This window comes from Streptomyces sp. NPDC002784 (assembly GCF_053592135.1).
On sequence record NZ_JBSFVD010000078.1, the window covers coordinates 1 to 6040 of the forward strand.

At 70.0% G+C, this 6040-nt stretch carries 6 protein-coding genes and 1 pseudogene; 3 read left to right on the top strand and 4 right to left on the bottom strand.

The features are described 5' to 3' along the window. The first annotated feature begins 287 nt into the window (after positions 1 to 287). Positions 288 to 428: a hypothetical protein gene (locus tag ACWD1Z_RS36165; RefSeq protein ID WP_451124966.1), complete on the top strand. Its 141-nt coding sequence runs from the start codon at positions 288 to 290 to the stop codon at positions 426 to 428. Between the two features lie 287 nt (positions 429 to 715). Next, positions 716 to 1174: a hypothetical protein gene (locus tag ACWD1Z_RS36170; RefSeq protein ID WP_451124968.1), complete on the top strand. Its 459-nt coding sequence runs from the start codon at positions 716 to 718 to the stop codon at positions 1172 to 1174. A 165-nt stretch (positions 1175 to 1339) separates the two neighbouring features. Here ACWD1Z_RS36170 and ACWD1Z_RS36175 read toward each other — a convergent pair whose 3' ends face one another. From ACWD1Z_RS36175 to ACWD1Z_RS36190, 4 genes and pseudogenes are all read right to left on the bottom strand, one after another. Further along, complete coding sequence (locus ACWD1Z_RS36175; protein WP_451124970.1) at positions 1340 to 1750, bottom strand: ATP-binding protein; 411 nt, start codon at positions 1748 to 1750, stop codon at positions 1340 to 1342. Between the two features lie 543 nt (positions 1751 to 2293). Then, positions 2294 to 2992, bottom strand: a complete 699-nt coding sequence (locus tag ACWD1Z_RS36180) for a sortase domain-containing protein (RefSeq protein ID WP_451124972.1) — start codon at positions 2990 to 2992, stop codon at positions 2294 to 2296. A 9-nt stretch (positions 2993 to 3001) separates the two neighbouring features. Then, positions 3002 to 3775, bottom strand: a complete 774-nt coding sequence (locus tag ACWD1Z_RS36185; protein WP_451124974.1) for a hypothetical protein — start codon at positions 3773 to 3775, stop codon at positions 3002 to 3004. Between the two features lie 329 nt (positions 3776 to 4104). Next, positions 4105 to 4419, bottom strand: a pseudogene (locus ACWD1Z_RS36190) (RNA polymerase sigma factor); the annotation flags it as partial. 673 nt (positions 4420 to 5092) lie between these two features. Here ACWD1Z_RS36190 and ACWD1Z_RS36195 point away from each other — a divergent pair. Beyond that, positions 5093 to 6040: NACHT domain-containing protein (locus ACWD1Z_RS36195; RefSeq protein ID WP_451124976.1), on the top strand; the 948-nt coding region annotated here is incomplete at its 3' end.

Consider the following 6040-nt stretch of genomic DNA (forward strand, 5'->3'; position numbering starts at 1 on the left):
GCGGGGAGATATCTGGCCGTACGTGGGGAAACCCTTGGCCATCAGTGGGGCGGTAAATGGCCGCCTATGGGGAGCTTGTCATGGCCGCCGTCAGAGGACCGTTACCAACACGGTTGCAGGCAACAGCAGGGAGCTCGGGGAGTTCCTTCGGGTACCGCGAGGCTCATCCTCCTCGGCATCTACCAACGTCGGGCTCCCGGTACTTCCCGGCACGCCCTCTCTCGTCTCCTCACCTCGTCACCCGATCGAGTGGCGAGGTGAGGGGTGAGGTCTTGGTGGGGGAGTGGGTGGGCAGGGTGGCTGCGGCGTGCAATGCGTACGGCTGCATCCGAGGAGTCTCGATCGGCAGCGCCCGCGCCGACATCGTCCTGACCGCCCCGGAGGCCGGGGTGCCGCTGCTGTTCATCGAGGCCGACAACTGCACCTAGGAAGCCGTCCTCCTCGCCGCGAAGTTCGACAAGTACGCCCGGTTCTTCCTGCGGCAGGAGAAGGACACCGACGGCATCGAGAAGCCGCTGCGGCGCACCCGCTGGTCCGCACCCGCCGCCGATGCTTACGAGAGGGTGCACCCTCCGGTCCTGCTCGTCTTCCACTAGGTCGGCCAGCGCTCCGCCAAGAGGCAGATGCCGGGGCCGCCGACCTCACCCGCCACCACTGGCAAGGGCGGTGGCATCCCGAGGGCGGCTATCACTCGTACGACCGCTGCATCCCGATCGTGGCGACCACGCTGGATGAGCTGCGCGAACACGGCCCGTCCGGGCCCGTCATCTGGCGCTTCGGCCGCGACCACCACCAGCCACTGCTGAACGCGATCGGCAACGCCCGCCGGGACGCCTACCTCGCCCGCCGCCAGGCCGCCAGGGAAGACCAGCGGCGCCGTGAGGAACGGGAAGCCGCGCAGCGCGAAGCACGGCGACCGGTGTGCAGGGACTGCGGGCAGAAGTTCACCGACGAGAGGTGGGAGGCGGTCGGCTACACCCCGGACTGGAGCAATCGCCAGTCGCACCCGCACCTGTGCGAGAACTGCCAGGACCGGGCCGTCGCAGCACAAGCGCAGGCCGAAGCCGACGAACGCGAACGCCAGGAGCAGGAGCAGGAGCGCCTGTCCCAGGAGGCAGAGGAACAGGCCGCGACGCAGAAGGCCGGCGGCTGGCTCCCCCGCTTCCGCACCTGAGCCGGGCAAGCCACGGCGACCGACCACGCGGGCAAGCCCAAGACGGGCCTGGGCAAGCCCGCGTTGTCGGTAGCGGCTGCAAGGCTTGGCCGGATGAACGGCGATGACCAGCTGCTGAACGCGGCGGCTCTCCCACGGCAGCACCCGGCACGACCCCCTGCAGCGTCACATCAGGCTGCCCGCCGGGTTCCCGCCGGGGTCGTCGGCCAGCACGACGGCGGCCATGATGCGCTTGCCGACCGGCTCGCGCCGCATCTCGAAGCTGCGGCACACGCCGATCACGATCTCCAGGCCGTGCTGCCCGACCCGGCCCGCATCAGGGCTCTGAGCCACCGGAAGCGTCGGATCGGTGTCCCACACGCTGACCTCCACAGCCCCGTCGCTGATCTCCAGATCCAGCAGGCACGGGCCGGGCGCGTACTTCTGCGCGTTGGTCACCAGTTCGCTGACCACCAGCTGCACCATGCCCATCGCACGGTCCGACACCGGGATTCCGTGCACGGCCTGCACCTCGGCCAGGAAGGCGCGGGCAGCGTCGCGCGCCTCGGCCACCGGCTCACTGCCGGCGAAGGTCACCGTCGCCAGGATAGGTCGGCTGGCCAGTGGCAGATCTTCGTTTTCGGGCACCACTGGGCCACACCGCCACCCTCGTCCTGAGCAACACGGTTAAGGCGCCTCTAATACCCCCTAAACCGCACCCCACACACCACAGCCAGACGCGAGCCGAAAACCTCGCCCCGGAACCACGGCAAGGGATCTGTGACCCGCACGTTAAGGGCCGGAGGTTCAGGAGCCGGCACTCAGGCGATTGCCCTACTCATCCGCCAGAACGAGCAGGTCACCGCCACCTGCCGGTCCCCAGCTGGACCAAGAGCCCTTGGGAGCACAGGGAAGTCGATCGTCCCGGAGCGGGTGGCCTGAAGTCGATAGCTTCTGGTCCCCGAGCGTGAGAACCAGGGGCCATTTGTCGTGACAGGGCGGTCACCGGAGCGCGGTCTCCAGCCCACGCCGGGAAGGACGCGAGGGTCGCACAGCACCCGTGCGCGCTCGCCACTCGGCACAACGGCCCTCACCGACCGTGGTCACGGCACGTCATCTTCCTGCGTCCAGCGCCGGCCTTCAGGCCGTCTCTCGGCTCCGGGGCCGGGGCCGGGTAGCAGTCTCTGAGGCATCGTTCCTCGTCGCGGGGTGGGCGGTGATGACCAGGTTGGCTCGGTATTCCTTTGCTGTCGCATCCCAGTCGGCGCAGGTGATGAGCGTCAATTGCGGGTGGGTGGTGGGGCCGTAGACCGTCTCGGAAGGTACGGAACTCTTGGTGTAGACGTGCATGGCGGTGACGGTGAAGTGCGCGTCACGGCCGTCTTCGCGCTCGACGGTGACGCGGTCGCCCTGACGGAGGGCGCCCAGGCTGTAGAAGGCGGCGGGGCCGCTGGTGGAATCCAGATGGGCGGCCAGGATGGCGTTGCCTCTTTCACCTGGGGTGACGGAGCCGGTGTACCAGCCGGCCCGGTCGGGATCGGCCGGCAGGGCAACGGAGCCGTCCTTGGCGGTGTCGACCGCCTCCACGGGCGCGGCCAGGCCGATGCGCCCGGCTGTGATCCGGACCGGCTCGGAGGCGGGCAGCACGGGAGTCTCGCTGCCGGGGCCGGTCGGGGCTATGGGCGGCTGGGCCTGGACGTGGGCTGACGGCGGCGGGGCGGGCGGCGGCTGGTGGTGGGGCAGGAACGCGGCGGCCAGCAGGCCCAGCCCCGCGGTGGCGCATGCGGTGGCCGTCGCGGTGCAGGCACCGCGACGGCCCCTGAAGCAGTGAAACGCCATACAGCCGGGTCAGCCCTGGCTGGTGCTGCGGCGGCGCAGACCGTACGCGGCCACGGCTCCGACGAGGAGAGCGGCGCCGCCCGCGGCGGCGGCGGTGTTCACGCCGGTCTGGGTTCCGCCCTGGCCGCCGGCCACGGCGCCCTTGGCGGCCATCTTCAGCGCCCCGCACAGGGCCGGGTTGGTGGCCTCCGACGGCAGCGACGGGTCGAGGTCGCTCGGGCCGAGGACGTTGTCGTACTTGCCGTTGCCGTTGTAGTCGATGCCGTGGACGACGACGACACCGGTGCCCTCGCGCAGGCTCTTGGCGGCCTCGTCGCTGAGGGTGATGGAGCGCTCGTAGCGGACGTTGTCGCCGACGGGGAAGCGGTCGATGGCCAGCCCGGAGTCGGGGCTGGTGTCGCCGGTCGTGGTCAGCGAGGTGCCGATGCCACCGTAGAAGGGGGCGCCGTCAGTGGTGTTGAGGGACAGGTTGCCGTTGCGCTTCTTGGCGACCGACTCGGGCGGGCACACGCCCTTTGCGCCGATGTGGAAGTGCTGGGCGTGCGGGGCGCCGGCCAGCAGGCCGCTGTGCTTGACCGTCACGTGGGCCTTGTTGCCCTCCAGGTGCACCATGGCGGTGCCCGATCCGGTCACCTTGTTGACCTTGAACGGGTTCAGCGTCGCGTGCAGCGTGATGGCCTTGTCGTAGCCGGAGGAGTCATCGGCCACCGCCGCCGGGGCGAGCGCCACCGCAGGCGCCAGAGCAGCCAGTGCAGCAAGCGCACAGGCAGTCTTCTTCGTCATTCGAGTCTCCATTGCAGAGAGGACCGGCGCGGCCGGCTCCACCCCACGAGCACGGGGTCCCGACCCGTGGGAAGCGACCGCTGCTACCAAGCAACGAACCTGCCTCCCCACCCACCACCGCGCCATCGCAGCCAGCCCGCTACCGATCCGTAACTCTCGTCACCAACCGTGCACGAAAGACCGGCTGACAACCAGAAACACGTTTGCTACCTGCGGATATAGCCCTGAGTGACAGACGACCGTGTGAGCGAGCACAGCACGCGGCATCGGTACGGCAGACGGGTGCCTCTCAGCTCTCCTCGGGTGCGAGGGGCTTTGGGGTTTCGCCGTCATGTGCCGGTCTTGTCGGCTGGGTCGGGCGATTCGATCTGGGTCAGCTTGCTTCGCAGGTGGGCCCGTTCGGGTTCGGTGCCGGCCAGGTCGAGTGCTTCCCGGTAGGCCGACGCGGCCTCGGGCAATCGGCCGAGCCGGTGCAGCAGGTCTCCCCGGGCGGCCGGGTAGGGGCGGTGACCGCGCAGCCGCGGCTCGTCGGCCAGCTCGTCGAGCAGCGCCAGGCCCGCCTCCGGGCCGTCGCGCATCGCCACCGCCACCGCCCGGTTCAGCTCGACGACGGGGGACGGCGTGAGCGCGAGCAGCACGTCATGGGGAACCGCTGCGGCGGGGCGGTCTGTCGTGTGTGCCCGTGAAGGTGCCGGAAGGCCTGTCCCAGGTCAAGAAGGTCCTGGCGACGGCTGGTGCACCCATCAGCGGCGGCACCGCCTTGCTGTGTGTCTGGGGAGAGGGGGAACTCATCGAGGCCCCGGGCGACGAGCGCTTGTCGGACATCCTCGAAGAGGGGGTGATCCGAGCACGGAACAGGTGCCTGGTCAGGACCAGGGCAAGGGAGCCGTACCCGCTCCATAACCACCAGACGCTGCGGCTCACGGGGTGCCGGAACGGGGCGGTTCGCCCCGGCCGATGTCCGGCAGGCCCATGACGCCGTGGTGACGTCGAGCTGCACCACGCGGACATCGAGTTCACCACCGACACCAACGGTTGGAAGGGGACCGAAGGCGGCATGACGGTGGACACCGCAGTGAACCGGGCACTGGACGCGGGGACGCACTGGTCGGTCTCTCGATCTGATCGCGGTCGCTGGAAGTCCGCGCGGTCGGTGCGCGGAGCGGCGATAGTGAACACATGCGGGTTGGGGGACGCGGTCATCGGCGGGGCTGGCAGGTGGTGTTCGCTGCCAGCGGCGTCGCCGTGGCGGGATGCGGGGTATGGACCCTGCAGGCTCTGGTCCGGGGTGGCTTGGAGCCACAGGACACGGCGAGTGTGGTGGCTCTGGCGGTCGCGGTTGTGGCCCTGATCGTTTCGGTGGTGGGGCTGCGGCGCAGTCCGTGGGAGCCGATGGACTCGCCGGTGCTGGCCGAGGATCTCGCAGCGTGTGTCATGGAGTTGGAGACGTTTCAGCGCAGGCAGTTGCTGGGCGCCGACCATGTGGCGATCGATGTGGAGTTCCGGGTCCGCGAGCAGGCGCGGTCAGTGGTCGTGCACGGCCCTTTGGGGCCTGTGTCCGGCGGGCAGCTGGGAGAGGTCGGCTCGTTCTACCGGTTCGCCCGTTACGGGCGCGTAGTGATCACGGGACGGGCCGGGGCAGGCAAGACCGTGCTGGCGGTGGAGTTGGTGCTGGCCCTGCTGGAGGACCGCAGGCCCGAAGACCCCGTGCCGGTGCGGCTCGCCCTGGCAGGCTGGGACACACACCGTGCGTTCGAAGACTGGTTGGTTGAGCAACTGGTGGAGGAGTACGACCGGCACCCGGCCGTCGCTCGGCATCTGGTGCGGCAGGGGCGCGTGCTGCCCGTCCTCGACGGGCTGGACGAGATGGACCCGTCTGCCGCGTCCCTCGCCGCAACACCGCGCGCCCGTAGCGCACTGGAGAACCTCAACGCCCGATTCCAGGGACGCGCTCCGGCACCCGTGGTCCTCACCTGCCGCACCGACCAGTACGAGGTGCTCAGCGGCGCGGGCAGGGGTCTGCGGGACTCGGCGTGGATCGACTTGGTGCCCGTCATTGCCGAGCAGGCCCGCCACTACCTGGCCGGTCGCGCCATGCACAACGGCTGGCAGCCCGTGCTCGACGAACTGGAGCAGCATCCTCAAGGCCGCCTGGCCGCGGCGCTGTCGACGCCGTGGCAACTGGCGCTGGCCGCTACTGTGTACGCCGCCGGCAGGGATCCGGCCCACCTGTGCGTGCGGGCCGCCGCCGGAAGCGTACAGACG

Bases quoted from the DNA above. Each gene is read 5' to 3' on its own strand.
- ACWD1Z_RS36185 (WP_451124974.1), bottom strand. From the start codon at position 3,775: ATGACGAAGAAGACTGCCTGTGCGCTTGCTGCACTGGCTGCTCTGGCG.
- ACWD1Z_RS36180 (WP_451124972.1), bottom strand. From the start codon at position 2,992: ATGGCGTTTCACTGCTTCAGGGGCCGTCGCGGTGCCTGCACCGCGACG.